Source organism: Blautia pseudococcoides, from assembly GCF_001689125.2.
Classification (GTDB): domain Bacteria; phylum Bacillota; class Clostridia; order Lachnospirales; family Lachnospiraceae; genus Blautia; species Blautia pseudococcoides.
In genome coordinates, this window is record NZ_CP015405.2 from 3,311,063 (window position 1) to 3,337,830 (window position 26,768).

25 protein-coding genes are annotated in these 26,768 nt (G+C 47.6%); 2 read left to right on the top strand and 23 right to left on the bottom strand.

All coding sequences use genetic code 11. The features are described from left to right. Window positions 1-24: 24 nt before the first annotated feature. From A4V09_RS15850 to A4V09_RS15880, 7 genes are all read right to left on the bottom strand, one after another. Entirely contained in the window at window positions 25-846 is an 822-nt protein-coding gene (locus A4V09_RS15850; RefSeq protein ID WP_065543196.1) for a carbohydrate ABC transporter permease, read from the bottom strand. A 13-nt stretch (window positions 847-859) separates the two neighbouring features. Continuing rightward, complete coding sequence (locus tag A4V09_RS15855) at window positions 860-1,744, bottom strand: carbohydrate ABC transporter permease (protein WP_065543197.1); 885 nt, start codon at window positions 1,742-1,744, stop codon at window positions 860-862. A gap of 102 nt (window positions 1,745-1,846) precedes the next feature. Further along, the gene (locus tag A4V09_RS15860; RefSeq protein WP_065544816.1) at window positions 1,847-3,244 is read right to left on the bottom strand and encodes an extracellular solute-binding protein; all 1,398 of its coding nucleotides are present in this window, start codon (window positions 3,242-3,244) and stop codon (window positions 1,847-1,849) included. Between the two features lie 106 nt (window positions 3,245-3,350). Next, entirely contained in the window at window positions 3,351-3,602 is a 252-nt protein-coding gene (locus A4V09_RS15865) for a hypothetical protein (RefSeq protein WP_065543198.1), read from the bottom strand. Between the two features lie 18 nt (window positions 3,603-3,620). Continuing rightward, window positions 3,621-4,607: an ABC transporter substrate-binding protein gene (locus A4V09_RS15870; RefSeq protein WP_065543199.1), complete on the bottom strand. Its 987-nt coding sequence runs from the start codon at window positions 4,605-4,607 to the stop codon at window positions 3,621-3,623. After that, the gene (locus A4V09_RS15875) at window positions 4,604-6,121 is read right to left on the bottom strand and encodes a response regulator transcription factor (RefSeq protein ID WP_065543200.1); all 1,518 of its coding nucleotides are present in this window, start codon (window positions 6,119-6,121) and stop codon (window positions 4,604-4,606) included. The genes A4V09_RS15870 and A4V09_RS15875 overlap by 4 nt, the downstream gene beginning before the upstream one ends. A 12-nt stretch (window positions 6,122-6,133) precedes the next feature. Next, the gene (locus A4V09_RS15880; RefSeq protein ID WP_242963854.1) at window positions 6,134-7,981 is read right to left on the bottom strand and encodes a cache domain-containing sensor histidine kinase; all 1,848 of its coding nucleotides are present in this window, start codon (window positions 7,979-7,981) and stop codon (window positions 6,134-6,136) included. 205 nt (window positions 7,982-8,186) lie between these two features. Between A4V09_RS15880 and A4V09_RS15885 the strand changes: the two genes are divergently transcribed. Both A4V09_RS15885 and A4V09_RS24555 read left to right on the top strand, forming a co-directional pair. Continuing rightward, complete coding sequence (locus A4V09_RS15885) at window positions 8,187-8,981, top strand: GNAT family N-acetyltransferase (RefSeq protein ID WP_065543201.1); 795 nt, start codon at window positions 8,187-8,189, stop codon at window positions 8,979-8,981. Window positions 8,982-9,197: 216 nt separating this feature from the next. Continuing rightward, the gene (locus A4V09_RS24555) at window positions 9,198-9,563 is read left to right on the top strand and encodes a hypothetical protein (protein ID WP_157123511.1); all 366 of its coding nucleotides are present in this window, start codon (window positions 9,198-9,200) and stop codon (window positions 9,561-9,563) included. A 176-nt stretch (window positions 9,564-9,739) separates the two neighbouring features. Here the strand turns inward: A4V09_RS24555 and araA are convergent, their stop codons facing one another. The 16 genes from araA to A4V09_RS15965 all read right to left on the bottom strand — a co-directional run bounded on the left by araA (window position 9,740) and on the right by A4V09_RS15965 (window position 26,714). Beyond that, window positions 9,740-11,236 carry an L-arabinose isomerase gene (gene araA / locus A4V09_RS15890; RefSeq protein ID WP_065543202.1) on the bottom strand — a complete coding sequence of 499 codons (1,497 nt, stop codon included), beginning with the start codon at window positions 11,234-11,236 and terminating at the stop codon, window positions 9,740-9,742. Between the two features lie 135 nt (window positions 11,237-11,371). Continuing rightward, the gene (locus A4V09_RS15895) at window positions 11,372-12,625 is read right to left on the bottom strand and encodes an AfsR/SARP family transcriptional regulator (protein WP_065543203.1); all 1,254 of its coding nucleotides are present in this window, start codon (window positions 12,623-12,625) and stop codon (window positions 11,372-11,374) included. Between the two features lie 103 nt (window positions 12,626-12,728). Beyond that, window positions 12,729-12,983 (bottom strand): HPr family phosphocarrier protein, encoded by a 255-nt coding sequence (locus A4V09_RS15900; RefSeq protein ID WP_018597868.1) that lies wholly within the window; start codon window positions 12,981-12,983, stop codon window positions 12,729-12,731. Continuing rightward, window positions 12,980-13,939 carry a DNA-binding protein WhiA gene (gene whiA / locus A4V09_RS15905; protein ID WP_065543204.1) on the bottom strand — a complete coding sequence of 320 codons (960 nt, stop codon included), beginning with the start codon at window positions 13,937-13,939 and terminating at the stop codon, window positions 12,980-12,982. The genes A4V09_RS15900 and whiA overlap by 4 nt, the downstream gene beginning before the upstream one ends. Further along, window positions 13,918-14,808, bottom strand: a complete 891-nt coding sequence (gene rapZ, locus A4V09_RS15910) for an RNase adapter RapZ (protein WP_065543205.1) — start codon at window positions 14,806-14,808, stop codon at window positions 13,918-13,920. Before rapZ ends, whiA begins: the two co-directional genes overlap by 22 nt. Before the next feature lie 24 nt (window positions 14,809-14,832). Beyond that, entirely contained in the window at window positions 14,833-15,744 is a 912-nt protein-coding gene (gene murB, locus A4V09_RS15915) for a UDP-N-acetylmuramate dehydrogenase (protein WP_065543206.1), read from the bottom strand. Between the two features lie 72 nt (window positions 15,745-15,816). After that, window positions 15,817-16,584, bottom strand: coding sequence for a tRNA threonylcarbamoyladenosine dehydratase (locus A4V09_RS15920; RefSeq protein WP_065543207.1), 768 nt, complete (start codon window positions 16,582-16,584; stop codon window positions 15,817-15,819). Between the two features lie 379 nt (window positions 16,585-16,963). After that, the gene (spoVAE, locus tag A4V09_RS15925; RefSeq protein ID WP_065543208.1) at window positions 16,964-17,320 is read right to left on the bottom strand and encodes a stage V sporulation protein AE; all 357 of its coding nucleotides are present in this window, start codon (window positions 17,318-17,320) and stop codon (window positions 16,964-16,966) included. Between the two features lie 25 nt (window positions 17,321-17,345). Beyond that, entirely contained in the window at window positions 17,346-18,371 is a 1,026-nt protein-coding gene (locus A4V09_RS15930; RefSeq protein ID WP_065543209.1) for a stage V sporulation protein AD, read from the bottom strand. Beyond that, complete coding sequence (locus A4V09_RS15935; RefSeq protein WP_084043626.1) at window positions 18,368-18,859, bottom strand: SpoVA/SpoVAEb family sporulation membrane protein; 492 nt, start codon at window positions 18,857-18,859, stop codon at window positions 18,368-18,370. The genes A4V09_RS15930 and A4V09_RS15935 overlap by 4 nt, the downstream gene beginning before the upstream one ends. 258 nt (window positions 18,860-19,117) lie before the next feature. Continuing rightward, the gene (locus A4V09_RS15940) at window positions 19,118-19,708 is read right to left on the bottom strand and encodes a GTP pyrophosphokinase (protein WP_065543210.1); all 591 of its coding nucleotides are present in this window, start codon (window positions 19,706-19,708) and stop codon (window positions 19,118-19,120) included. A 149-nt stretch (window positions 19,709-19,857) separates the two neighbouring features. Next, window positions 19,858-22,284, bottom strand: a complete 2,427-nt coding sequence (locus tag A4V09_RS15945; RefSeq protein WP_065544819.1) for a beta-mannosidase — start codon at window positions 22,282-22,284, stop codon at window positions 19,858-19,860. Window positions 22,285-22,483: 199 nt separating this feature from the next. Beyond that, window positions 22,484-23,167 carry a D-lyxose/D-mannose family sugar isomerase gene (locus A4V09_RS15950; protein WP_065543211.1) on the bottom strand — a complete coding sequence of 228 codons (684 nt, stop codon included), beginning with the start codon at window positions 23,165-23,167 and terminating at the stop codon, window positions 22,484-22,486. An 84-nt stretch (window positions 23,168-23,251) separates the two neighbouring features. Beyond that, window positions 23,252-24,748 carry an ABC transporter substrate-binding protein gene (locus A4V09_RS15955; protein WP_065543212.1) on the bottom strand — a complete coding sequence of 499 codons (1,497 nt, stop codon included), beginning with the start codon at window positions 24,746-24,748 and terminating at the stop codon, window positions 23,252-23,254. Window positions 24,749-24,784: 36 nt separating this feature from the next. After that, the gene (locus A4V09_RS15960; RefSeq protein WP_065543213.1) at window positions 24,785-25,744 is read right to left on the bottom strand and encodes a carbohydrate ABC transporter permease; all 960 of its coding nucleotides are present in this window, start codon (window positions 25,742-25,744) and stop codon (window positions 24,785-24,787) included. Window positions 25,745-25,760: 16 nt separating this feature from the next. Then, the gene (locus tag A4V09_RS15965; RefSeq protein ID WP_065543214.1) at window positions 25,761-26,714 is read right to left on the bottom strand and encodes an ABC transporter permease; all 954 of its coding nucleotides are present in this window, start codon (window positions 26,712-26,714) and stop codon (window positions 25,761-25,763) included. Window positions 26,715-26,768: the final 54 nt, after the last annotated feature.

The following is a 26,768-nucleotide window of genomic DNA, read 5'->3' on the forward strand; positions in this document are numbered from 1 at the left end:
GTAAAAATTCCTCCCGTTTTCACGTTATCCTTTTGCTGCACCTGCCATGGTAAATCCTTTTGACATATAGTTCTGTGAGAGAATATACAGAAGGATGGAAGGCAGTGCATAAATCGCGGAGTATGCGGCAAGAGGGCCGTACTGGATGGTTCCGTGCTGTCCGAAAAACTGGTACAGCATTACCGATGCCGGCATCTTCTCCGGTGAACTTAATAATATGTAGGGAATAAAGAAGTTCCCCCAGCTTCCGGAAAAGGTATAGATAAATACCACACAGATTCCCGGAAACATAAGCGGCGCCACGATCTTACGGATGGATTTCATGGTTGTGGCGCCATCCACCCAGGCAGCTTCCTCCAGTTCCACGGGCACTCCGTCCATAAAATTCTTCATGAGCCAAATTCCATAGGGCAGGGATGATGCGGACAGAAACAGCACCAGTCCGGGAATGCTGTCCAGCAGTCCCACACTGAGAAAAATCTTATATACAGGTACCGTGACAGCGATCATCGGAAGCGCTGTCATAAACAGAATAACATACATGAAACCTTTTTTGTAGCTTAAATGATATCTGGATAAAGGATAAGCGGCAAGCCCTGAGATCAGCACCACGATCAGGGACTGGGCAAAGGAGATCACAAGCCCCACGCCAAAGCCTCTCAGGTTATCCGAGTTTGTCAGCACGTTACTGTAGTTGCTGAAAGTCCACTGTGTGGGCCACTTTAATGCCTCACCCGCATTTGTATCCAGAGATGCGATCACCACCCACAGAAGAGGAAGGATAAACACGATCCCCACGATCACCAGGAATACACAATGCAGGCTCTTTACCATCTTTTCACTCATTAGAATCCCTCCCTTACTGGTCCTTCAAAATTCTTGTATAAATCACACTGCACACAGCGCCTACGATCAATATCAGCATACCGATCGCGGTACCGTAGCCTAACTGCAGCCCTTTCAGCCCCTGATTATACATGAATATAGGAAGGGTTGTGGTTGAGGAACCCGGCCCTCCTCCTGTCATAGCATAGATCAGACCGAAAACGCCCAGTGTGGACAGCGTGTTCAGCATGGTATTGGTTGCAATGGTGTCCTTGATGCAGGGCACAATAATGCGGATAAGTGTCTGGAAACGATTGGCACCGTCCACCCTGGCTGCCTCCTCAATATCCCCTGACACGTTGTCAAGAGCTGACTGAAAGTTCAGCATGGAAAACGCAGTTCCGTGCCACACGTTGGCGATCACCACGGTCATCATAGGATGCTTGAACAGCCAGGAAACTGCCGGAATATGTACAGCCCCCAGAATCATGTTCATGGTTCCGTTATCCTTAAAAAATGCCATACAGCACAGGGCAACCACAATCTCCGGCATAACCCATCCCGCCAGGATACAGGGTCCCACAAAGCTTCGCAGTCCCTTGGGTTTTCCTTTCATGAAATAGGCGATCAAAAATCCCAGAACACTCTGCCCCAAAAGGCTGCCCACCAAAAAGAGCAGTGTGTTTTTGATGCTGGTCATGGTACTGGGGTCTGTGAGCATTCTCTTATAATTTTCAAAACCGATAAATTCCACATTCTTGGCATTGGCACCGCTCAGTGCCAGATTGGTAAAGGAATAATATACGGTCAGTACGATCGGTATGATAAAAAAGCATAAAAGCAGCAGCACTGCCGGAAGCAGCAGAATAGATTTTTTGGCCTCATCTTTTATGACATACGCACGGCTTGGTCTTGCCATAAAGCACCCTCCCTTCAATCGTGAAAAAATATGGGCGGCGGCACTATACGGTGCCAAAACCGCCCAGTTGCTTATCATGCCGGATCTTCTCCGGACAGCCTTTTATTTCTCAGTTACATTGTCATCGCCCACTGCACGTGCCACATCGGTAGCGTACTGTGTCATGGCATCTTCCGGAGATGTGCCGGATACCACGGATTCCACCATAGTCTGAATGCTGGTGGTGACAGTGGAGTATTTATCATTCTGCGGTCTGAAATCAGCGCTCTCCAGGAACTCTGTAGCAATCTGTTTAAATGGCTGTGCGGAATATGTTTCATCTGTGGCTACATCCTGTCTGGTGGCAATATTTCCCTGTGCTATGACAGCGTCTGTGTAAACTTCAGGGTCCATAAGATGTTTGATGAACTCGAAAGTCTCATCTTTGGCATCTGCATTCTCCGGAACGGATAATGCCCAGCCCCCTGCCAGTGTAATGGTTCCCGGGTCTTGTCCCTCAGAGGTAGGCATAGCCGCGAATCCCAGCACGTCCTTAGCCTCCGGCCACGGTGCTGCGCCTGTATCTGCCCAGTTTCCTGTAACCCAGCTTCCGTCAAGAGAGATAGCCAGTTTGCCTTCCGGCAGATATTCTCTGGCGGATGTGTTGGAAGCCTGTCCGTTTAATACAAGGGAGAGGTCAGGCCCGTATCCGTTGGAGTAGATATCCTGCAGGAAATACAGGGAATCCAGAATGCCCTGGCTCTTTACGATCCATTTATCATCATCATCCAGCAGCCTCTCTCCGGTTCCGTAGAGCAGCATTTCATATGTCTGCATGGAGGTTGCCTCACCTGTTGCCACACCGGAGTTGCACCAGAACGGCACTACATCCGGGCATTTTTCCTTCACAGCCTTGCAGGCATCCAGAATATCATTCCAGCTTTTCGGCTCCCAGTCCTGTCCTTCACTGATCACGCCGGCCTGTGCCAGAATGTCCCTGTTGTACCACAGGCCCCTTGTATCTGTACAGTACGGAATGCCGTATACAGAACCGTCTGAGCCGGTAACGCCTTTTTTCATGGAATCATAGTAGGATGTATTCCAGTCCTCATAATCCTTTACATAATCATCCAATTTTGTCAGATAGCCTGCGCTCACATCATTTGGAAGCTGGAAGGTATCCTCACAAACCAGGTCCGGGCATGTTTTTTTATCCGCAAGCTGGAGAGCCACCTTTGTGAAATAATCGCCCTCCTGCGCTACGATTGGGGCAATATTCAATTCCACCGTATCTTTTTTATCCCAGGTGTCATATCCGTCCTGTATCCATTTCCAGAGCGCGCCGTCCTCGCCCTGACCGTCATCCCTGAAACAGAAGGTAATGGTTTTCTTTCCGCTGTCCGCTTCCTCTTTGCCGCCGCCGTCCGCCTGGGCTGCTTTGTCGTTTCCTCCTCCGCAGGCTGTCAGCCCTGCAACCATTACAGCCACCAGAAACAGGCCCATCACTTTTTTCATTTTCATACTCGTTCTCTCCTTTTCGGTGTTATTTGATGAAACAAGAATATCATCTTTTCCCGGTTGGGTATATTCCATATATTTAAAAAAGGGGGGCATTTATGACCACCCCTTAACGTTTTTTTATTATAATGAGTTTTACCGCATTCTGAAGTTCCTCTGCTGTATCTTCCGGCTTGGTCCCTCTGACCTCCAGCAGGTTATAAAGGCTCTCTGATACCTGCTGGGCGATCTCAAACCAGGAATTATTTGTCTCCGCACACCATCCCTCATTAATGTAACGGTTGAGAAACCCGGTGCCTTCATCCGGACCTATGCGTTTTGACTGGTAGGGCACTGCTGCTTTTACGGGCAGGGTGTCCATGGCGTTGCAGATTCTTTCCTAAATATCATCCTGGTAAAGGTAGGTGAGAAAACGATAGGCTTCCCGGTCCGCATACTCTGTCACCCCGATATTCTCCCCTGACAGCATCAGGGATTCCCTCACATCGCCGGGAAGCGGTATGATACCTGCTGAAAATTCCATTCTGGAGCTGCGCAGAATGGTGGAGGCACTGAGCCTGTTTGCCATCATCAGCACTTTTCCCTCGGCAAAAGAGCGGGCTACATCCGCTTCCGTAAGGTTAATGGTCTGCTTTCCTATGTACCGGCTCCTTTTCAGTTCCTCCAGTATATCAGCTGCCTCAACCCCGCCCTCCTGGTCCATGGTATTAAGGCTCCCCCCGCAGGCGTACAGCAGTGCCCTGTAAAAGGCGTAAATCTCCTCCGGCCGCTTTGCTGCGAATCCAAACTTGTCCCCAACGCTGTCCTGCAGAGCGCTGCAGGTATCTAAAAGCCCGTCCCAGTCTTCCGGAGCGGACAGGCCTTTCTCCGTAAAGACATCCTGGTTGTAAAACAGTACATAAGGGTCGCAGGTAAAGGGAATCCCATAATATTTTCCGTCATCCATGGTTGTATTCCACAGCTTCTGGAAGTTCATGCTGTCCTGACACTGTGCTTCCACATACGCTGATAGATCCGCAAACACCCCCATGTCGATCAAAGCAGGCATCATCCCGTTGTCACAAATGATCAAATCCGCGGTTTTTCCGTTATCCATACGGAGACAGATCTCTTTTTTAAAATTCTCCTTCGGGATGAACTCCATATGCACCTCAGCACATCCGGAGCGCTTTGAGTAATACTCTGCCACCTCATTTAGGATCTGCTGATGCAGCTTTGTCTCATAGGCACAGAGCACATAGATTTGTTTTTTCTGCTCTTCCTCTGTTTCCCGTACTTCTTTTCCCTCCTCCCCCTGCCAGAAGAGGAACGCCGCTGCAAGGCCCACACACAGAAAGAAGGCGGCAAAACACCATTTCTTTTTCATTTCGCATTCTCCCTTTTGTATTCAGAGGGTGTGACCCCGCAGAGCTTCTTAAATACCTTCACAAAATATTTCTGGTCATGAAATCCCACCATCTCCGCCACCTCATATACCTTATAATTTCCTGAGAGCAGCAGACGCTTGGCTGTGCTGACCCGGAAATTCTGCAGAAAGGAGGTAAAATTCACCCCGGTCTCCCTGCAGAAAATACGGCTTAAATATTCCGGGGTGACACAACACCCCTCAGCAGCCTCAGACAAGGTGATCTCTCTCTGATAATTGCTGCGGATGAAATCAATCACATTGAGTATCATGCCATTTTCTGTAATATCAAGAGTCTCCCTGCTGCTGGCAACGGCATTCATGATCTTTTCAAACTGATACCTCACCTCTCTTTTTGAAGTGCTCCGGGCTATATTTTCCATGATATAAGAGGTATCCTCCCCTGCTTCCAGACTGCCCCTGGTCTCCCCTGCCACCCGAAGGACCCCCGCCGCAAACCTAAGGATATAATCCCGGATACAGGCAGGCCTTCCCTCACTGTCTATGACCGTTTTGGCAAACTGTTCCCCGATCATGCGCACTTTCTCATAGCGCCCGCTGCGTATTTCCCTGTAAATGCTCTGTTCCAGATAATCCGGGTATTCCAGTTCTTTGTATGTAACCGAATCCACAAGTTCCCGGCTCAGAATGGTTTCCTCCGGCAGGGAAAATGCATACTGCATCATATCCTTAAGCTCTGACAGCCTTTCATTCAGCCCGGTAAATCCGTAAAGTATCCCGTAACTGCAGTGACATTCCGTGATCTGGCAGAGAGAGTGGTAAATTCTGGTCTTGAAGATTTTGAACAGGTTTTTATTTCTCTCGGTGTCGGTGAGCATCACTAAAAATCCCTGCTGTCTGGGCAGAGACATGACGTAATAATTTTCCATGCACAGGGAATCCAGCAGTTCTGTGGTGTGCTTCTGCAGCTCGCTTCCCGTCTCATTGGCAAGACTGCACGGATAAATCAGGAAAAGAGAAATCTGCGTCCTGTCATCCACCTGCAGGGTCTCTCTGAGAATAGGCCCTGTCTGCTGCCTGTCCATATCCGTACCTGTGAAATACGTCCACAGAAGCTGTTCCGCGGAGACCTTCTCCACCCTGTTTTTCTTAATGTTCCCCTCTGCCCTCTGCAGCACCTCCAGAAATCCTTCCACCTCCAGAGGCTTCAGCACATATTCCACCACCTGAAGCTTTAGTGCCCTTCTTGCATACTCAAATTCAGAATACCCTGTAAGAAGAATGGCCTGGACAGAGATTCCCTCCTCCAGGATTTTTTCCAGCATCTCCAGGCCGCCCATGACCGGCATCTTAATGTCAGAGATGACCAGATCCGGCCTGATTTTTTTCACTGCCTCAAGCCCTTCTTTTCCGTTTCCGCAGACTGCTGCCACCTCATACTCTGTATTCCTGGCGAGTATATTTAAGATTCCTTCTCTGGATTTCGGTTCATCCTCTACTACTATTATCTTCAAATTGTATACCTCCTACTCATAGGGAATCAGAATGGTTATAACAGTCCCCTCCTGGCTTGTTTCCACATGGAAGCTTCCATGCTCCCCGTAATAAAGCTTGATCCTGGTTATGACATTGCGCACGCCGATACTGGATTCTATGCGCTCTTTCTTATAATCAAAATGATTGAAGTACTCCGCCTGTTCCTCCCTCATGCCTTTTCCGTTATCTTTCACCACGATGGATATTTTGTGTTCCCCTGCTTTTGTCAGACAGATATTGATCTCATCCATGCCCGTATTTCCCGGAAAGCCGTGGACTAAGGTGTTTTCCAGAAGGGGCTGTATCAACAGCTTATGAATCCTGCACTTCATCAGATTCTCGTCAGCCTCCACGGTACAGATAAAAGAATATTCAAATCTCTGCTGCTGCAGATACACATACTTTTTCAGGTATTCCAGTTCATCCCGGATCTCCACGATCTCATTGCTTTTGTGGATGCTGTACCTGAGGATCAGAGCCAGGCTGGTGAGCATTTTACTGATGCTGTACTCTTTCCGGTCAATGGCGACCCAGTTGATGGCATCCAGGGTATTGTACAGAAAATGGGGGTTTATCTGTGCTTCCAGGGATTTTATCTCCGCATATTTTTCCCGTACAAGGGCTTCTTTTTCCTGCTCATTGGACGAGCGGATCTGCCGGAGCATACTGTTGAAGTGTCTGCCGATCCTTGCAAACTCATCCATGCCCTCCTCCGGGACCTGCACATCCATATCCCCATTGTTGGCCTTATCCATGGCATTCAGAATCGGTTTTACAGAACGGTCCATCTCTTTTGAGAAAGAGACCGCTATCAGCACACAGATCACACCTGCCAGAAGGCCCACCAGCACAATGAGAAAGGCCAGGTTATGAAGGTCTTTCAGCACATAATTCAAATCCCGCACATTCACCACATAAAACTCCTGATTCTGTACCCCTTTGCTGCGCACAGACAGGCTTGCGCCCCCGGGATACCGGTTGTCCTCCACAAATTTCTGGGCTGCCTGCTCTATTTCCTTCTTCCCCCGCTCCTTTTTCTCCTCCCCGGCAAATATATTCCTCTCCCCGTAATTCCCCTCCGGGTAGGAAATAATATCCCCGTACCGGTTCACAACGAACGTAATGTTTGACTTTGTGCTGCCCTGCCTGTACACGTCGCACAGCGCCTTCTCATCCACACACAGCAGGATACATCCCACAGGCCCCTCTTGGTAATCATTAAAGTCTGTGAGCTGATGCGCCACATAAAAATAATCTTTCTCCCCATATCTGGTGTCCAGTTTATGATACGTCCTGGAATAGACCGTCTGTTTCTCGGCATAGGCCTGTTTAACCATCTCATTGTTTCTGATATTATCCAGGTCAAAACAGAAGCTCTCCGCACCGGACAAGGTCATGCTGTCATAAAAACATACATCCCCGTAAATGCCGGTGACAGCTATCCCCAGTATGTTTTTATTTATGTATACAATATTCTGCAGATTTTCCTCTATCTTATGTTTTGCCAGGTAAAATCTGCTGCTGTCCCAGATATTAATAGGCTTCAGGTTATCCACATATGTCTGGTCCGTATAGATATCCTGGATCAGATTCTCAAAGGTATCCAGAAAATTCTGTACGTTTCCGGAGGATTGTTCCAGGTTGGCTTCAATCAGCTCTCCGGTCTGCCTGGTTATGGTAGCTGCGCTCTGTCTGTAAGAGATCAGCAGGACAAATATGATCGGGACCAGGGAAACACCTAAAAGAAGCATAAGCATCCGTCTGCCAATCCCCAGTCTCTGCAGTCTTTTATTCAAAATCTCTCTCTTCTCCTCCTTTGTCTTTGCTGTCCGGATCATATCTGTACATCATGGGGCGGTCCTCTCTGCCAGCTAAAAAAATGCAGATTTTCCCATAATGAGATACTTTTTCATTTTACAGTATGTTTTATTCTATGCCAAGGTGGAGATATTTGACTTTTGGGGAGTAATCTATATATAATAAGAGATATAAAATTACAGAGATGCCCTTGTGGTATCTTATGAAGATAAGGCGGAAACGCAGATGAACAGCAAGATTAAAATTATCGAAGACCTTTCCCTGAATGCCTGGCCCTCACATCAGATGCAGATTTATGATGGATGGATTCTCCGGTTTTCTTATTTTTACACCCACAGGACCAACTGTGTGGAGCAGATCGGGCCGTCTGCCATTCCACTCATGGATAAAATCGCATACTGTGAGGAAATTTATGCAAGATGGGGAACTCCCACGATTTTTAAGATCAATCCCCTGATGGACAGTTCCTTTGACCAAAAGCTTATGGAACGTGGGTATCACATTGCCCACACTACAGAGGTTATGACCATGAACCTGGAGAAGTACGTGGTGCAGAAACCATCAAGGCCCGTATTCTTAAGCCGGGAAATATCTCCGGATTGGCTGAATGGACTGTTTTCTTTAAAGGGAACGGAAAACGAGATACACAAAAAGATTGTGCCCTCTATGTACAGGGCCATACCGAAAGACACCATATTTGCGTCCATTTATGACGGGGGAAAGATCATAGGGACAGGACTTGGCATATTAGACAGGGATCATGTGGGGATATACGCCATACATGTGGCGGAAGAATACCGGCGGCAGCATTTAGGAGCGTCTATATGCAGGTCTATCTTAAATTCAGCCATCGACGAAGGGGCCACGGAAGCGTATCTCCAGGTTGTGGAAGGCAATGTGGGGGCACGGAAACTTTATGAGCGGTTGGGATTTGCATATTTTTATACTTATTGGTTCCGGCAGGAAAGCTGCCAGCCTTTCTCCCAGGATAAATATCCGGACACAATTTCCCGGGGTTGACGCCGGAAGGCCTCCACAACGGCCAGTTCCATTCCAACCCCCATCAACCAGAAAGTCCCATTTATCCTTGCTGTCTTAACCTGTTTCATCGTAAACTTCGCCCTGGAGCAGCAATTTAACTGGTCCCTGCTGGCAGCCGCAAGCTGTCTCTTCGGCTATCTGGCACGATACACCCTGATATTCGGCGGAAAACACCGCATCCTTCACACCTACCTGGTGATCTGTATCCTGCTGATCCCCTTCCTATACATCACAGAATACACAGCCAACTTCTACATACCCCAGCCCATATACTGGGTCACAAAATTAGGCATCCCCATAGGCCTTGCCTGGCTGGCCGCCCTTGCAGTCACCGCCCTTCTCAGAGTCCTGACACACGCCAACTCCTTCCTGACAACCGGCTGCTTTATCCTTGCCTTCTACTTTGCAGAACGTTACACCAACAACCAAATAGATGCCTTCACAGGTTTAAACGAGTCCTGGCGCCTCTCCGACCATTACCCCATACTCTACTTCTCAGCCGCCGCCCTCTTCCTCCTGATAGGCCTGATCACCACCGCTGCCAACCACCCCCGCCAATAAAACGCCCTCCAATATCCACCAAAAAAGAGATATAGCATTTATCAGACAAGTCCTCCATAAAAGGAATACCATCACTGACAAACACCATATCTCTTTGTTTATTTTATATCTTTTAAATCTTTTTTTCTTTCATGCCTTTTTCATCCCCTGTTCCGCCGTCCCCCTTCTAACTCACTCTACCGAAAAAACAATCCCCCCAACTGCAAATCCCTCTTAAACTCCCGAATCCGAGTATCCCCATCAATATAAACCGCCTCAATTCCCATAGCCGCAGCCCAGTCACCCATCTGTTCCGCCGTGATATCATAAGAAAACGCCGTATGATGAGCTCCTCCGGCCAGAATCCACGCTTCCGCACCGGTAGCCAGATCCGGCTTTGGTGTCCAGAACGCCGTAGCCACCGGCAGCTTAGGCATAGTCTTCTCCGTCTTCTTGCAGTCCACATCATTAATGATCAGACGGAACCGATTCCCCAAATCAATCAAAGAAGCGGCTATGGCCGGACCTGTCTTAGCCGTAAACACAAGACGAGCCGGGTCCTCCCTGTCACCCATACTCAGAGGGTTCACCTTAATACTGACCGGACCCTCAGAAATGGTGGGGCATACCTCCAGCATATGCGCCTGCAGAATCCCTTCCTTGCCCGGAACCAGATTATAAGTATAATCCTCCATGAAAGAAGTACCCTTGGCGCCTTCCATCCCGGCTGTCATGATCTTCATCAGACGAACCATGGCGGCTGTCTTCCAGTCACCTTCCCCGCCGAATCCGTATCCTTTTTCCATCAGCCTCTGAATTGCCAGTCCCGGAAGCTGTTTCAGTGAGCCTAAATCGCCAAAATGGGTGACAATGGCCTGATAATTCTTTTCCTCCAGGAACCTTTCAAATCCAATCTCAATCTGAGCCTGGACTGCCACATGACGTCTGAACTCCTCCGGGTCTCTTCCCTCCAGAAGGATCTCATATTTGTCATAATACTCTTCCACCAGCGCGTCCGTATCACCTTTTGACACAGCCTGCACTGCCTCTGCGATCTCGTTCACCGGATAAGCGTCAATTTCCCAGCCGAATTTAATCTGGGCCTCTACCTTGTCACCTTCTGTCACAGCTACATTTCTCATGTTATCTGCAATTCTCATGACACGGATATGGCTGCTTTCCATGATACCCACTGCTGTACGCATCCAGGACGCAATTTTTCCCAGTACCTTTTTGTCACTCCAATGGCCGACCACCACTTTACGCTCAATTTCCATGCGGGACACAATATGGCCATACTCCCGGTCTCCGTGAGCGGACTGGTTTTCATTCATGAAATCCATATCAATGGTATCGTAAGGGATCTCCTGATTAAACTGTGTATGCAGATGCATCAGCGGTTTTCTGTACTCCTGCAGACCCAGGATCCAGGACTTAGCCGGTGAAAAAGTGTGCATCCATGTGATAACACCTGCGCATTCTTCATCTGCATTTGCCTCATTGAATGTTTTTCTGATTATTTCATTTGTGATCAAAGTCGGTTTCAGGATCACTTCATAAGGAAGCATCCCCGATTTATTTAATTCCTCTACGATGATCCTGGAATGTTCAGCCACTTTTCTAAGACATTCATCCCCGTACAGATCCTGAGAACCTGTAGCAAACCAAAACTTGTAATTTCTGCCTGTTTTCATAAAATCACCCTCCTGTTAGTGTCTTCTCTTGTTATTCTTCACATATATGGTATTTTTCTTTTATCATAGAGCTTGTACGGTTATCTTTACAAGTTGTATTCACAGGAAGGGTACAAGTTTTTTAGTTGTATGCCTTTACTTAAACCAGTTTCCAGGGGAGGAAAAACCGTGGGCAAAATCCTCCAACTCCTCATATACATCAATAAGGGAACTGACATAACATTTGATCCGGTTGTTTCCGCCCCCTGCATCTTTGAACAGACGGCTGATACGTTCCGCCACGCGGAAACAGTTTTCCTGCGTAATGCCCGGAAGCATGACCAGAAACTGGCACGAACTGTACCGGGTATATAAATCCCCCCTGCGCAGTGACAGTTTAATGGCAGTCTGAAATTTTTCCGCTGCCTTACTGATCTTCTCCTCATTTTCAATGGGGGTTCCCGCATTGTCTGTCAATGTGCATAACATGAGAAAAACCGACATCCCCGTTCTCTCTGTCATGCGCACAATGATCCTGTATATATCAATAAAACTGGGCAGGGAGCAGAAGTAAGCCCCTTTCCCTTTTGTCTTTTCCTTTAATACTTTGCGTATCTCCCTCATATCAGAGGTAACGCCCTGGATCTGGCTGCTCATAGCATGAAAACGCTCCTGCATTTTATCCGATGGTGTCAGCCCAAACTCGTTAAAATACAGGGACGCTGTCTCCTCATAGACCTTCAGCGCCTCCTTATGCCGGTATAGGGCCAGCAGGCTGTCGATCCGCCAAAGCTGCCACTCCTCATAAGGATAAATAGAAGCGGCCCGGGTACTGATATACAACAATCCCTCATATTCCCTCCGGTTTTTCAAAATAGAAAAAAGCTCCCGCAGGCAATTGAAATAAAGGTCCCTGTACTTTACACCTGCGATCACTGCCCATGCCTCTGAGGTGACGGTGGATAAGAATTCCCCTTTATAGAGACTGCAAGCCTCCTTCAAAAGCTCCTCCTTCTTCTCACCGCTTGCGGTATGTGCCTCCTCGATCAATGCCTCCATCTGATGGACATCCACAACTGCCTTTATATGCTCATTCCACCTGCAGACACCTCTCTGCACGGTGATGTAGGGGTCATCGGGCATACCTGCTTTTTTGAGCTGTCTGCGGAGTCTGAAAATGGTGTTGTTGAGGCTGCTGTTTCCATTCTCCACACCATTTTTTCCATAAAGATTATCAATCAGTTCTGTCTTGCCTATCCCATCCTTCAGGTGCAGCATAAGAAGCTGAAACAACTGGACAAATTTTGCCGGGCTGCTCCTGTCGAAAACAACGGCAGCCCCCTCATAAGAAATAGAAAAACCACCCAGCATCCGGACCCTCATAATTCCGGTATTTTTTTCTCTCTCCATCTTTTATATCTCCTGCAATTTGTGCGCCGTAAAAAAGGCCGCCCCTCATCCAGGACGGCCTCTCTTTTTCATATCTGCTCTTTTTTCCTTAAATGTTCCATATTTATTTGTTGCTCAAATATTCCTCGATACTTTTCATAGCTTCGACTTCGTCTTCGCCTTCAACTGATACAGTCACGCTCTCACCAGCGTCTAATCCCAAACTCATCATACCCATGATGCTCTTTGCATTTACCTTCTTTTCCTGACTCTCCAGATAGATATTGCTGGCATACTGGCTAGCTACCTGCACGAGTAATGCAATCGGTCTTGCTTCCAAGCCGTTTGAAATACCGATGGTAATTGGTTTACTGATCATATCTGTTCCTCCTTGTTCCCTCTGAGCTCCTCTGCTATGCTGCCAATCTTCCGCAGTCTGTGATTGACTCCTGATTTGCCCACTGGCGGTGTCAATAACATACCAAGTTCTTTCAAAGAAGCCTGTGGATATTCCAGCCTTATCTGTGCGATTTCTTCCAGATTATCCGGAAGCCGTTCCAACCCAATGGTGTCACGGATATAGGCTATATCCTCCATTTGTTTTACTGCAGCATTTACAGTCTTGTTAATATTCGCCGTTTCGCAGTTAACCTTACGGTTCACGCTGTTGCGCATTTCTTTCAGTATCCTGACATTCTCAAGATTCATCAAGGATACATTGGCCCCCATGAGGCCTAAAATTTCTACGATCTGTGCGCCTTCTTTTACATAAACAACTTCGTGCTTCTTGCGGCTTACAACTTTTGCATCCACTTCAAAGGATTGCACCAGTTCCTGAAGCTGCTGAGCTTTTGACAATGTGGAACACACGATTTCAAAGTGATAAAACTTCTCTGGGTCACTGATGGATCCGGCACATAAAAATGCCCCCCGCAAAAATGCTCTCCTGCAGCAGCTCTTCTGGACAACCAGAGGGTTCACAAGAGCAGCACAAGGCATTGGCTGCCTGTCTGCGGTCAGATACTTTGCTGCCTGCAAAATTCTCACGGTATCTTCCTGACCTCGTACTTCAATCACAAATCTGTTGTTTCTTTTTATTAAACGTTTATCTATAGAAATTTCTCTATCTATTTTAAATGTTTTTTGCAATAAAGTAAAGCACTTTCTTATAACACTTTCATTTTCTGTAGAAAAACAGAGAAACGCATCGCCTTTCTCTGTCCTCTGTATCTCACCGCAAAAACTGAAAATGGCCGAAAGCTCTGCTATCTGGCAATGCCGTGCAGGGCTGACCAAGCGCTCCAGCTCCCGTTTTACGCTTCCGGAGAATGACATTTCTTCGCATCCTTTTCTATATCTCTATGTTCGATCCGTATTCCGTATTCTTCTGACTTTTTCAGCCGTCTGTAAAGCTCATTGGCCAGCGTCACACTGCGGTGCTTGCCGCCTGTACATCCGATGGCGATCACAAGCTGGGATTTGCCTTCGGATATGTAGTTGGGAATCAGAAAGCGCAGCATATCCTCCAGTTTATGGGAAAACTCCTGTGACAGTTCAAATCCCATCACATAGTCACTGACCGGTTTGTCGTTGCCGCTTAGAAAACGCATTCCTTCTATATAATAGGGGTTCGGCAGAAACCTTACATCAAACACCAGGTCAGAGTCTCCGGGAATCCCGTACTTAAACCCAAAGGACAGGACTGTGATCATCAGGTTCTTGAACTTCTGGTTCTCCACAAAAATCTTCTCCAGCTCTTCCTTCAGCTCTCTGGTAAGGAGCTGGCTGGTATCCAGAATGTAATCCGCAAATTCCCGCAGAAATGCCAGCCTGGACCGCTCCAGCTTGATCCCTTCATCCACCCTGCCGTTGCCGGAAAGCGGATGGGAACGCCGTGTCTCTTTGTATCGTTTTACAAGAGTCTTGTCGTCCGCATCCAAAAAAAGGATTTCAGGCAGGAACCCCGGCAGACGCAGCCGCTCCAAAACGTGTTCCAGTTCCGATAAGGCTTTGCCGCTTCTGATATCCACGCCCACAGCTACACGCTCGATCTCTCCCGAACTTCCGTCCTTTACAAGCTGGGCAAATTTTTCTATTAAGAGTATAGGGAGATTATCCACACAAAAATATTCCATGTCTTCCAGCATCTTCAGAGCCGTACTCTTACCGGCACCTGACATTCCCGTTACAATTACAAAACGCATATAAAATCCTCTCTGGTAACCACTTTAAAACTCGCCCAGGAACTTCACTTCCGGCTCCAGGGTAACGCCGAACTTCTCCCTGACTCTCCTTTGCACTTCCTCTATCAGGTTCTTCACATCCTCAGCTGTGGCATCTCCGGTATTGACAACAAATCCGCAGTGCTTCTCAGAAATCTGTGCCCCGCCCACCTGAAACCCGCGAAGGCCTGTATCCATGATCAGTTTACCTGCAAAATACCCCTCAGGCCGCTTGAAGGTACTCCCTGCACTTGGCATATCCAACGGCTGTTTGCTGGTACGGCGCTCTTTGAAGTCATCCATCTGTTCCTTAATGTGGGATGCTTCACCTTTATCCAATCTGAGCACTGCTTCCAGTACAATATATCCTTTTTCTTTTACGATACTTGTCCGGTATCCCAGATTCAGTTCTTCCCTCTTCAGGCATATCACGCTGCCCTCTGCATCCATGACTGTGACTTCCTCCAGGACATCCTTCATCTCACCCCCGTAAGCACCTGCATTCATAACAACAGCGCCTCCCAAGGTTCCCGGAATACCGCTTGCAAATGCAAACCCGGCCAGACTGTGGTCCAAAGCCACCGCTGCGATTTTGGAGAGGAGGGCCCCCGCCTTAGCCCGTATGACCTGACCACTGACTTCAATCTCACTCACATTCTTCCAGAGCTGAATGACAACACCTTTATACCCCTTGTCGCTCACAAGGAGATTGCTCCCATTTCCTAAAATGAAAAACGGCAGATCCTCCCTTTTACAGATATGTAAAATCTTCCGCAGTTCATCCACGCTGTGAGGACGAAGGTAATATTCCGCCGGTCCTCCAATACGAAATGTTGTATGCTTTTTCATTGGTTCATAGACATTGACATTGTCACTGCCCAGACACTGACAAAACTCATTTTCTATTTTTTTATTCACTCTCTTACCTCTTGCTTTGATAATATTATATAAATCCAAATGACACAGCAAAAACAGTTTCAGACAGAAATTTTATTTTCTGTCTGTCTTCTGTCGCATCCCAATTAAATCTTTTATCACCTCTCCGGCAATCATCAGTCCGGCAACACCCGGAACAAAGGATATACTGGAGGGCACCGGCCTTCCTGTGGACGGCCTGGTCTCCTGTGTCTGTACCTTTTCCTCTTTTAGGCCCATCCGGCGTTTTTTTTCTTTCGGCGCAAGCTCTGTGGAAAAAAGCACCTTAACCTTCTTTATTTTTCTTTTTTTCAATTCCGTCCGCATGACCTTTGCCAAGGGACATACACTGGTTTTCGCAATATCCGCGATCTGAAAACAGGACGGATCCAGCTTGTTTCCGGTCCCCATACAGGATATGACCGGCTTGTTGCAGGCCTTTGCCCTGTCTATGAGAAGGATCTTGGCAGAGACCGTGTCCACTGCGTCAACAATATAATCATAACTGGAAAAATCAAATAAACTGACTGTCTCAGCAGAAAAAAAAGTCTCATAGGTATGAACCACTGCGTCCTCATTGATATCAGCAATGCGCTCTTTTGCTACCTGTACTTTTTTTCTTCCGATCGTAGAACGAAGCGCTACCAGCTGTCTGTTCAGGTTTGTTACTGCAACTTCATCGTGGTCCACCAAGATCAGGTTCCCCACACCGGCTCTTGCCAGTGCCTCCACCACATAGGACCCCACACCGCCCAGGCCAAACACCGCGACCTTGGAATCGGCAAGGATCTCCAGTCCCTCTTTTCCTATTAATCCTTCTGAACGGGAAAATGCATGCAGCATACTTGCGGTTCCTCCTAAGTAAAAACTATTTTAATCGAATAACGGCTCGCTTCCCCGGCTCGCCGCTTCTTTAATGTACCGCCTTGACCTAGGTCAAGCCGTATCGAATAACGGCTCGCTTCCCGGGCTCGCCATTCTTTAATGTACCGCCTTGACCTAGGTCAAGCCGTATCGAATAACGGCTCGCTTCCCGGGCTCGCCATTCTTTAATGTACCGCCTTGACCTAGGTCAAGCCGTATCGAATAACGGCTCGCTTCCCGGGCTCGCCATTCTTTAATGTACCGCCTTGACCTAGGTCAAGCCGTATCGAATAACGGCTCGCTTCCCGGGCTCGCCGTTATTCTTCATTATACTATTAAATCCCTTAATTGTATAGAACTAGTTTTTCATCTTTGGCTTAAAAATAAGGCTGGCCAGGTATGCGAATATGAGGGCTGCCGAGATTCCCACAGCGCTGGAGGTAAAGCCTCCCATGAAGATTCCGATGAATCCCTGCTCTCCGATGGCCTTTTTTACGCCTTTCCAGAGAAGATTTCCAAATCCAAGAAGGGGAACGCTGGCTCCTGCGCCGGCAAAATCCATGAGCTTGTCATAGATCCCCACTGACCCAAGAACAGCTCCTGTGCATACCAGAAGTACCATAACGCGGCCCGGCAGCAGCTTTGTCTTGTCTAAAAGTATCTGAACCAGGGCACAGATCAGCCCTCCAACCCAAAATGCATTGATATAATCCATATTTACTGCCTCCTGTTATCCTGCTTTAACAATGCTCCACCACAACAGCCTGGGCGATTCCGGGCACACTTTTTCCCTCATTGTAACTGACTTTGGACAAAAGCGCTCCTGTGGGGACAAATAGAACACGTTTCCATTCTCCCTTCTCAATCTTTGGGAGAATATAAGACGCAAAGGTTACGGCAGAACAGCCGCAGCCGCTTCCGCCCGCATGTGTGTCCTGGGACTCCTTGTCATAGATTTCTATGCCGCAGTCCATATGCTGCTTTTCAATGTCAAAGCCTTTTACCTTCAGCATGTCAAAGAGAATACGCTGCCCCACTTCACCCAGGTCCCCAGTGATGATCCTGTCGTAATCCTCGGGCATACGGTTAAAGTCCATCATGTTTTGGTAAATGGTATCACAGGCAGCCGGAGCCATACAGGCTCCCATATTCAGGGAATCCTTGAGGCCGAAATCAATGATCTTTCCTGTGGTAATGCCGGTGATCCGGGCCTTTCCCCCTTTTGTTCCCAAGACACAGGCTCCGCTTCCCGTTACCGTCCAGGTGGCGGACAGGGGACGCTGGTTTCCGTATCCGAGAGGAAAGCGGAATTCTTTCTCCGCGCTGCCGAAATGGCTGGAGGTGACTGCCACCACATAGTCACCGTATCCTGCCGCCACAGCCATGGAGGACAGGGAAAGTGCCTCGCCCATAGTGGCGCAGGCTCCATACAGCCCGTACACCGGCGTGTCAAACTCTATGATACCAAAAGATGAGGCAATGGTCTGTGCCAGAAGGTCGCCCACATAAATCGTGCGGATCTGCCATTTCTCCAGTTCTGCCTTCCCAATCGCCATTGTGACGGCTTCCTTCTGAAGGACGCTTTCCGCCTCCTCCCAGGACTGACATCCGAACATGCCGTCCTCCCCGCCTATCACATCAAAATATTTTCCCAGAGGGCCGTCCCCCTCCTTTTTTCCTACAATGGAGGCTCCGCTTAAAATATGAACCGCATGTTCAAACTGAATACTCTGTTTACCGATTGTCTGTTTTCTCACATCTGTCATCCCACGATCCCCCATAATTTAAGGCCATAATAGACTGCTCCCAATACGGCTGAAGTCAGAATACCATAAAGGATAACCGGACCCGCAATAACAAAAATTTTACAGCCGATCCCAAACACCTGGCCTTCTTTCTGATACTCAATGGCCGGGGCTGCCACTGAATTGGCAAACCCAGTAATAGGCACCAGGGTTCCGGCGCCGGCCCACTTTGCAATTTTAGGATAAATATTGAAACCGGTACAAAGTACACTTAAAAGTACCAGGATCAAAGAAGTCCAGCCGCCGCTGATCTCTTTATCCAATCCCTGGCTCATACAGAAATTCATGATCCCCTGACCCAGTACGCAGATTGCACCGCCGCTCAGAAAAGCGCGGCACATGTTTTTAAACAGGCTGTGGGTGGGCGTCACCTGCTTTACATATTTTTCATATTCTTTGGCTTTTTTCTGTTTTTCCTGCTCCGCTGCAGTTGCCATAACTTTCACCATCCTTTTTTCCTGCTTCGTGATCATAGAAGCTGCTTGTAACCATCCAGCAGATCCGGTGTTCCATCCGGCCAGAAACCAAACTGAATGGAACACCGGGCCTTTACTGAACAATTACGCTTTCAGATAGTATGAGAATGTTATGATAAAAATATGTGCGGGAAAAAATTATTAAAAAAGAAAGGCAAATCCGCAGATATGCAGATTTGCCTCAACAGAGCAATCGTGGGTATTTCTTACGCAGTCAATATTTCCAGTCAGTCAGCGCCTGTCATTGTACTGCTCAAAACCTTCCTCAATTTCTTCTAAAATTTTCGCGTATCTGAGAAGTTCTTTCTGAATCTCCTCTTTGTCATCACGTTCCTGCTTATAGCACACCCGGTGCTCCATGCTGGCCCAGAAATCCATGCCAATGGTCCTGATCTGCACTTCCACCGGATAGTATTCCGTGCTGTCAATAGTGCAGACCTGAATGCCCAGAACCATGTGATAGCTCCGGTAGCCGTTCTTTTTCGGATTGGCAATGTAGTCCTTTTCTTTGATCAATATAAGATCGTTCTGCTTTTTCAACTGCTCGGCAAGCAGTTCCACATCTCGCTCAAAATAGCAGATAACCCTGGCTCCCGCAATATCCTGAAGATTTTCCTTGGCATTTGTAAAGCTGGGGCTCAGTTCCATCCGCTCCAGTTTATCCTCAATACTTAGTTTCTGCTTGATTCTGGACTGAATATTGTGAATAGGATGGGATGCACTGCCATACATGGAATGGTTCAGCACATCCAGCCTGGCCTTTAGTAGGTTGAGCGCATCCTGATAGGGAACAATCAGATCATAATATTGTTCATTTGTCATTTACCGTCCTCCTTTATAGGCAGACCATCCCCCTGTCTGCCCGCTCCTTCTACTATAACATAAACCGGCATATCCATAAATAAAGACGGGCTGAACTTTTTCTAAAAGGCTTATAAACTCTTCCCTCCGCGCCCTGCAGCCATATTGCTTTATTTGATGTCGTAAACGCTTCGCAGCCTGAGTGTATCAGCATTTCCGGAGATGATCTCCACCTCTTTTGTATCCCCGTTCAAGTCAAAATAATTGTCAGAAAGGACAAGGTCTTCCTCTTCATTTAGGATCTCTACACTTTTTGCATAGGATGACGCTGTGACCCTGATCTTATTTCCCTCTTTTTCCCAAGTCAGGCAGGGGTCTTCATAGCGGAAATACTTCGGGTAGGAAAAAATGACCGTCCCCTCTGATAAAACATGTGCCTTCTCTTCCCCATCTTTTACTTCTATGGCCTGGAAGCTGACGTACTGGGTAAATACATCCACATGGGGAAGCTCTGTCTTCTCCAGCCACACAGCCGAGAGGGCGGGTACTGTTATCTCTTGTTCCTCCAGGCGCAGAATCTCTGCTTTTTGGTTACGGAGCTGCCAGCAGACTTTGATTTTTCTATCCTCTAAGGTTTCGTTGGCCACATTGAGGCGGATGGATTTTTCAAATGCAAAATGTTGCCGGTTCATGTTGGCCTCCTGGGTCATCCAGCCCTCCTCCTTACAGGAGATCATCACCGGGGCAAAAAAGCGTTTCGCATAATAATGAAGTGCTTTCCATCTGCCGCCGTAGTCAATGGAGGACCAGGATACCACAGGCCAGCAGTCATTTAACTGCCAGTATACAGCGCCCATACATCTACCCCGGTTCCTGCGGAAATGCTCCACCCCATAGCGGATGGCATCTGCCTGGAGAAGCTGGGATGCGTATAAAAGGGTGGTAAATTCTGTTGGGTACCGGTAGGTCTGCTGCAGATAATTCATGATTTTTCCGTTAGCCCCGTAATTCCTCTGGTGTTTTTCCATGACATAGGAGAAAATGTTAAAGTCCTCCGGGTCATCAGTGATCTGCTCCAGTGTCTTTTTAAAGGGAAATGCCTGAAATCCGAATTCTGAGGCATAGCGGAAAAAATGCTTTCTGTACTCAGAAAAGGGACGATTGCCGTGCCATACTTTCCAATCGTGTACATCTCCTCTGTCAGGGTCATTGGGCTTATCAAAGGAACCGCCTGAGGAGGGGCTGGCAGGCCAGTAAAAGGTCTGCGGGTCGTATTTTGACAAGACTTCGGGGAGGATACGCTCATACATGAACAGGTAATCCCTCACCTCTGACGGCTTTGTGACCCAGCATCCCTCATCCACAAACATTTCCATCTCATTATTGCCGCACCACAGGCCAAGGGAGGCATGGTGCCGGATTCTCTTTATATTGTCCGCAAACTCCCGGCGGATATTTTCCTCAAATTCCGGCGTCAGTTCATAGACGGAACAGGCGAACATAAAGTCCTGCCAGACCAGAAATCCCATCTCGTCACACAACTCATAGAACCAGTCCTCCGGATAACAGCCTCCTCCCCAGACACGGATCACATTAAAATTGGCCTCCCGGCAGGCTTCCAGCAGTTTTCTCGTCTTCTCCCTGCCGGTCCTGCCCAAAAGGTGGTCTTCCGGGATATAGTCTGCACCCATGGCAAATATGGATCTTCCGTTTAATTCATGGGCAAAGCTCTCCCCCCACTGGTCCTTCTCCCGGCGCATAGTGACCTGCCGCAGGCCAATCTTCTGCTCCCAAGTATCCAGTATAGCCCCTTGATAACAGAGTGTAACACAGATGTCATAGAGAGGCTGGCTGCCCAGGTTGTTGACCCACCACAGCTTAGGGCTTTCAATGGTCAGTTCCCCGGAGGGATCCTCCAGGATCCAGGTTCTGCCCTCCGGTTCCTTAATGCGGACAGTGTATGTAAAGGCGTCCGGAAGGGATCTCACAGATTCCCGGACTTCCACCCGGAAAGCAAGGCTGACCCGGTCCTCCCCATGGCTCTGCTGTATATACACGTTGTCAATTCTGGCTTCCTGAATGCCCAGAAGAGAAACCGGGCGGAAGATCCCTGCATCCGGAAGATGTGCTCCCCAGTCCCAGCCAAACATATAGTGGGCTTTTCTCAGGTGCATAAACCCTTCGTATGTATCGTCATTTCCCATATTTCCGTATTTTTTGTAGGCTTCGGCTATGTATTTCAGAGGAGAATGAAAGATGACTTGTATTTCATTGTCCCCTTCATGCAGGAGGTCCTTCACGTCAAATTCCCAGATTCGATGCATATTATAGGCTTTTCCTGCGTGTATTTGGTTTACATAAATGTCTGCCAGGGTATCCAGGCCGTCAAAATGAAGGACAACCCTGTGGTTTTTAAGCATACCCGGAAGTAATGTGAACCGGCATTGGTACTCATAATCTTTTTCCATGAGGGCACAGATCTTGTCCTCATTGTCCTTCCAGAACGGGTCCTCCATCCGGCCGTTTCTAAGCAAATCCGTGTAAACGGTACCCGGCACCACGGCTTCCTGCCAAGCTGCACTGCCCAGCTCCCTCATCCGCCAGACCGTACAGTCCTGCCTTCCTGTCTGGAGAGAATTATCATACTGCTCCGGTATTGTTCCGGCAGTCCTGTATAATGCCTGCCTTTGTCCTTGTGTATTTAAACTTCGTATTTCCATAATCAGCTCCTTATAAATAAGCGCCCTGCTCAATGTAAGCGGGCGCTTTATTTTCTTCCTTTATTCTATCCGGGGATCAATCATCTGCTTTGGGATATTCTGTGCAGAGCAGACGGTAGGGTGGTTCGTCCTCCTCAATCTCAGGGAATCTTCCGATTGGTTCATAGAACCGGTTGTCATTTTCATCATCATTGCACATGGAAACCTCCCCTAAAAGTACAGGGCCTGTTCCCGGCTCCAGCGCAAAGTCATGATACATGTAGGGATAGATGGTAATACTCTCACCCGGCTGCAGCTTCACCTGAGTTCCCGCCGGAACTGTAAACGCTCTTCCGTCACAGTTTACCGTCACGTCCGTGTCAGCGAACTGCCCGTCTTCGGTGGAGTTGTAGACACGGATCAGCACATTGCCTCCGCCCCTGTTGATAATATCCTCCATCTTATCCCAATGGAAATGCATGGGCGCTGTCTGCCCCTCTTTGATGTAGAGAAGCTTTTCCGCATAAGTTTTTGTATACATATCATTCTTCAGGTTGCCGTTCCGCAGCGTGATCAGAGAAAATCCGACTTGGTCAAATTTACCCAGTCCATAGTCCGTAATGTCCCATCCCAGCATGTTGTCACGGATCTCATCATATGCATGACCTTTCTGCTCCCAGTCTTTTGGCGTAAAACCGCAGAATGGAGGAAGGGCAAAACAATGTTTCTGAATCATGGCTTCCATTTCTTTTAAAGCTGCGTTAATTTTGGATCTTTTCATTGCTCTATACTGTCCCTTTCCGATTCCCGTGCACCTGACAGCTCTCTCTATCTTATCCAGGTGCTGCGGGGATATGAATGTCTTTTATTTTGTAGTTTTCCACTCGTCGATCTGTTTCTGCATCTCGTCAATAACTTCCCGGATCCCTGTTGCCTCCAGTTTTTCCTGCAGCTTAGGCAGGTATTCGTCAGGGTCTACACTTCCTGTATACAGGGATTTTCCGAACTCATCCAGTACGTTTCTGAAGCCTGCCACCTGTGTGCTCACCGGCTCCAGATTAAAATCGAACCCAAAGGACGGGGCTTCCTGGGAGGCATCATTGAATTCCTTGAAGGTATTCCATTTGTCAAGAGGCTCATTCTCCAGCACATAGGTGTTGAACAATCCGCCCTGCACCCAGTATGGTACCGCATAGTCTTTGTTTGCACCGGGCTCCAGTTTCACTTTTGTATCGTATATGAAATCTTTGCCTTCTGCTGCAGCCTTTTCCTCTTCTGTAGGCTCTGCCTTGGTCCAATGAACGCCCTCAATACCATAATTCAAAAGGTTTCTCAGATATTCATCTGTATTGACCAGATTTAAGAATTCCATAGCCTTTTCCGGATGTGCGGAGTTTTTATTGATAGCTGTCAGAGCACCGCGGGCAGACGCGTTTGTAACCTGGGTATCCATAATGGGAGTGGAAACCACCTCATATCCCAGATCTTTGCCCCAAAGCAGTTCTGCATATGGCTGTCCGTCGCCTTTTGTCACAAAACGTTTGATTGATTTGTCATCCGTTGCTGTTGCTGCGTCTTTATTGATATACCCTGCCTCATAATATTTTCTCATGGTTTTCAGGGTGGATTTCATCCGGTCTGTCTCAAATACATTTTTCACAGTCAGTGTATCATCCCCGTATTCAATACCTACGGGGTCCTGGATCTTATCCATGTAAGTAGGCGCTGAGTAATCCTTGGTCAAATAGAAAGGAACTACTTCCGGCTCATTTTCTTTTATCAATTTCAGCCATGGCTCCAAATCCTCCAGAGTCTGGATCTCTTCATAAGGAATGTTATATTTGTCCACATATTCTTTTGTGAATACCCACATAGGACAGTTGCCGATCTCTTTTTCACTGGGTACACCGTATGTTACGCCGCCTACTTTCGCGGCTTCCCAGAAACGCTGGTCAACGGCGTCATACATCTCTTTTCCTTCTTCTTTCAGAAGGTCATCCAACTCCAGAAAGGCACCTTTCTGCGCATTCTGCAGATAATCATTGGCCCAGGAACAGGTAAAGCACATATCCCAATCATCGCCTGTGTTGATTACAACCTGCATTTTTTGGTTATAGTCGCCCCATGCAACATTGTTTACTTTGATCTTTACACCGATTTTTTCTTCTGTGTATTCATTTACCTTTTCCAGAACCTTTGGCGCGTCTTTCTGCGCATCACCAACCTGGTACCAGACAAGTTCTACAACTTCCTCTCCCTTTTCGTTTGTCTCTGCTTTCTTGCCGCAGCCGGACAGCATTCCCGCTGTCATGACGGCTGCCAGAGAGATTGCCAGGGCACGTTTTACCGTTCTATATTTCATTCTATTTTCCTCCTCAAATCTTTTACTTTTTGTCAATTACTCTTTCACTGCGCCGATGGTCAGGCCATTTACGAAATACCTCTGAAAGAAGGGATAGGCAAAGATGATCGGCAGGGTAGAGATAACTACGATCGCCATCTTTATGGTTTCTTTCGGCATATTTTTTGCTATCTGCAGTCCATTGATACCCATCATGGCTTTATTGCTGGCCAGCCAGTCAATGGAACTTTCAATCTTGATCAGCAGGTATTGAAGGGGGATCAGGTCCTGGCTGTCTATATACATCATAGCATTAAACCAGTCATTCCAGTAGCCCAATGTAAGGAAAAGACCGATTGTGGCCAGACCGGGCATGGCCATGGGAATGACGATCTTGAAAAACAGTCTCCACTCGGAAGCTCCGTCAATCTTGGCCGATTCCACCACGGAATCCGGTATGGTGGTCTTAAAGAAAGTTCTGAGCACGATAACATTGAACGTATTCAGGCACAGGGGCAGGATCAGCGCCCATATGGAATCTTTCAGCATCAGCACCTTGGTCACGATCAGGTAATTGGCAACCATACCGCCGGAAAACAGCATGGGTATGGTGATAACTGTAGTGAAAAACTTTTTAAATGCGTATGTTTTTCTGGACAGCGCATAGGCATAGGTTCCGGTAAGGAACAGGCCCACGATAGTTCCCGCCACTGTGACCAGAATGGTGACACCGTAGCTGCGCAGGATATTTTCTCCGGCGCTTATAATATAATGATAAGCATAAAGGCTGAGTTTTTCCGGTATGAACTGGTAACCGTTCATTGCCAGGGTCTGCTCATCTGTCAGTGAAATGATGATGACAAAGATAAAGGGCAGGATACTTACCAGTGACATGACTGCCAGTATCAAATTCAGCACTACGTTGGCAGGCTTTTTGACTTTGTTATATTCGCAAACCTCAGCCTCCATCTTTTCTATCATTTTGGCTTTTTTTCGTTCTTCTCTTCTTGAAGACATTCTCCTTACCTCCTTCCTAGAATAGTGCGTTTTCGCTGTCAACCTTGGATACCAGTTTGTTGGCGATCATGATCAATACAAATCCAACGGTTGACTGGAACAGGGCTGCCGCGGAACTCATTCCCAACTCGCCGTTTGTCTTCAGTGCACGGAAGATATAGGTATCAAGTACATTGGTGACCGGATACAGAGGACCGGAATTCTGTGGCAGCTGATAGAACAGGCCGAAATCTGACTTGAAGATTCCGCCTACTGCCATGATCAGCAGAATGGTGATGACCGGTTTTAAAAGCGGCAGCGTAATGTATTTTATCTGCTGCCATTTGCTTGCGCCGTCGAGAACGGCTGCCTCATAATATGTCTTGTTGATGCCGCAGATGGAAGCCAGATATACCACCGTATTGTAACCGATACCTTTCCATTGGCTCATGAAAATAATGATGAATGGCCACATGGATTTCTCCGTATACCAGGAGATCCCATCTACGCCAAAATGTTCAAGTACGGAGTTAAAGTAACCATTTTCCGGGTTTAAGAATGCGAAGACACAGTAGCTGACAACTACCCAGGATAGGAAGTAGGGCAGAAACATGGAGCTTTGATAGATTTTAGCCATGCCCTTGTTGCGGAGTTCATTTAACATTAATGCCACAATAACAGGGAGCACAACACCAAGGATGATGAATGCAGCATTGTATAAAACCGTGTTTCTCAAAATGATCCATGCGTCACCGCTGGAGAACAGGAACTTAAAGTTGTCGAAGCCTACGAACTCACTGGATAAAAGACTAGTAAAAAAGTTGCTTCCGGTCAGACGGAATTTCTTAAAGGCTACCAGGATACCAAACAGTGGTAAATAAGCAAACAGGAAAAACCACACGGTTCCCGGAAGGCTTAACAGCAATAGTTCTTTGTTGGTTTTGACACGGGTGAAGAAGCTTATCTTTTCTTTTTTCTTCTTCTGTTTCAATTGAATACCTCCCTCTCATCCCGTCAAAATCCCTGCCGGCATGGGATTTTGGCG

What these genes read in the sequence shown, in the direction of transcription:
- A4V09_RS15880 (WP_242963854.1), bottom strand. Translation starts at nt 7,981, where the DNA reads ATGATCCGGACAGCAAAGACAAAGGAGGAGAAGAGAGAGATTTTGAAT.
- A4V09_RS15955 (WP_065543212.1), bottom strand. Translation starts at nt 24,748, where the DNA reads ATGAAATATAGAACGGTAAAACGTGCCCTGGCAATCTCTCTGGCAGCC.
- A4V09_RS15850 (WP_065543196.1), bottom strand. Translation starts at nt 846, where the DNA reads ATGAGTGAAAAGATGGTAAAGAGCCTGCATTGTGTATTCCTGGTGATC.
- A4V09_RS15940 (WP_065543210.1), bottom strand. Translation starts at nt 19,708, where the DNA reads ATGACAAATGAACAATATTATGATCTGATTGTTCCCTATCAGGATGCG.
- A4V09_RS15885 (WP_065543201.1), top strand. Translation starts at nt 8,187, where the DNA reads ATGAACAGCAAGATTAAAATTATCGAAGACCTTTCCCTGAATGCCTGG.
- A4V09_RS15855 (WP_065543197.1), bottom strand. Translation starts at nt 1,744, where the DNA reads ATGGCAAGACCAAGCCGTGCGTATGTCATAAAAGATGAGGCCAAAAAA.
- A4V09_RS15950 (WP_065543211.1), bottom strand. Translation starts at nt 23,167, where the DNA reads ATGAAAAGATCCAAAATTAACGCAGCTTTAAAAGAAATGGAAGCCATG.
- A4V09_RS15930 (WP_065543209.1), bottom strand. Translation starts at nt 18,371, where the DNA reads ATGACAGATGTGAGAAAACAGACAATCGGTAAACAGAGTATTCAGTTT.
- A4V09_RS15895 (WP_065543203.1), bottom strand. Translation starts at nt 12,625, where the DNA reads ATGGAGAGAGAAAAAAATACCGGAATTATGAGGGTCCGGATGCTGGGT.
- A4V09_RS15945 (WP_065544819.1), bottom strand. Translation starts at nt 22,284, where the DNA reads ATGAGGGAGCTGGGCAGTGCAGCTTGGCAGGAAGCCGTGGTGCCGGGT.
- A4V09_RS15935 (WP_084043626.1), bottom strand. Translation starts at nt 18,859, where the DNA reads ATGGTGAAAGTTATGGCAACTGCAGCGGAGCAGGAAAAACAGAAAAAA.
- A4V09_RS15870 (WP_065543199.1), bottom strand. Translation starts at nt 4,607, where the DNA reads ATGAAAAAGAAATGGTGTTTTGCCGCCTTCTTTCTGTGTGTGGGCCTT.
- A4V09_RS15920 (WP_065543207.1), bottom strand. Translation starts at nt 16,584, where the DNA reads ATGCTGCATGCATTTTCCCGTTCAGAAGGATTAATAGGAAAAGAGGGA.
- rapZ (WP_065543205.1), bottom strand. Translation starts at nt 14,808, where the DNA reads ATGCGTTTTGTAATTGTAACGGGAATGTCAGGTGCCGGTAAGAGTACG.
- A4V09_RS15865 (WP_065543198.1), bottom strand. Translation starts at nt 3,602, where the DNA reads ATGGACACCCTGCCCGTAAAAGCAGCAGTGCCCTACCAGTCAAAACGC.
- araA (WP_065543202.1), bottom strand. Translation starts at nt 11,236, where the DNA reads ATGAAAACAGGCAGAAATTACAAGTTTTGGTTTGCTACAGGTTCTCAG.
- A4V09_RS15960 (WP_065543213.1), bottom strand. Translation starts at nt 25,744, where the DNA reads ATGTCTTCAAGAAGAGAAGAACGAAAAAAAGCCAAAATGATAGAAAAG.
- A4V09_RS15860 (WP_065544816.1), bottom strand. Translation starts at nt 3,244, where the DNA reads ATGAAAATGAAAAAAGTGATGGGCCTGTTTCTGGTGGCTGTAATGGTT.
- spoVAE (WP_065543208.1), bottom strand. Translation starts at nt 17,320, where the DNA reads ATGGATTATATCAATGCATTTTGGGTTGGAGGGCTGATCTGTGCCCTG.
- A4V09_RS15900 (WP_018597868.1), bottom strand. Translation starts at nt 12,983, where the DNA reads ATGATCAGTAAACCAATTACCATCGGTATTTCAAACGGCTTGGAAGCA.
- whiA (WP_065543204.1), bottom strand. Translation starts at nt 13,939, where the DNA reads ATGTCATTCTCCGGAAGCGTAAAACGGGAGCTGGAGCGCTTGGTCAGC.